The organism is Streptomyces hilarionis (assembly GCF_024539675.1).
Lineage (GTDB): Bacteria > Actinomycetota > Actinomycetes > Streptomycetales > Streptomycetaceae > Streptomyces > Streptomyces hilarionis.
Map to the genome: position 1 here is coordinate 1 of NZ_JAHHIT010000821.1, position 251 is coordinate 251.

General features: G+C 68.5%; 1 protein-coding gene. It reads right to left on the reverse strand.

Going from position 1 to position 251, the window contains the following annotated elements:
- Positions 1-251, reverse strand: a 251-nt coding sequence (locus tag KMS84_RS40455) for a hypothetical protein (RefSeq protein ID WP_256921644.1), incomplete at both ends; no start/stop codon positions are given.

Here is a 251-nt window from a genome sequence, read left to right on the forward strand (position 1 = left end):
TCTTTGTAGAGGCGCGAGGTGAAGCTGCCGGCGCCGAGGCAGTGGTTGACGACCGTGCCCGCGTCAAAGTCTGCATCGCCGCGCATAAAACCCTGGCGGCCGAAGCGGATCGTCGACTGCGGGACGTCGATCGTCGTCAAATGGCGCTCGCCGACGCCGGAGATCGTGACCGTTGGCACGGGCAGGAGCTCGGCCTTGGCCGGCAGCGGGCCGAACACGCGGTCGAGCTCGCGGCCCAGCGTCTCGGCATC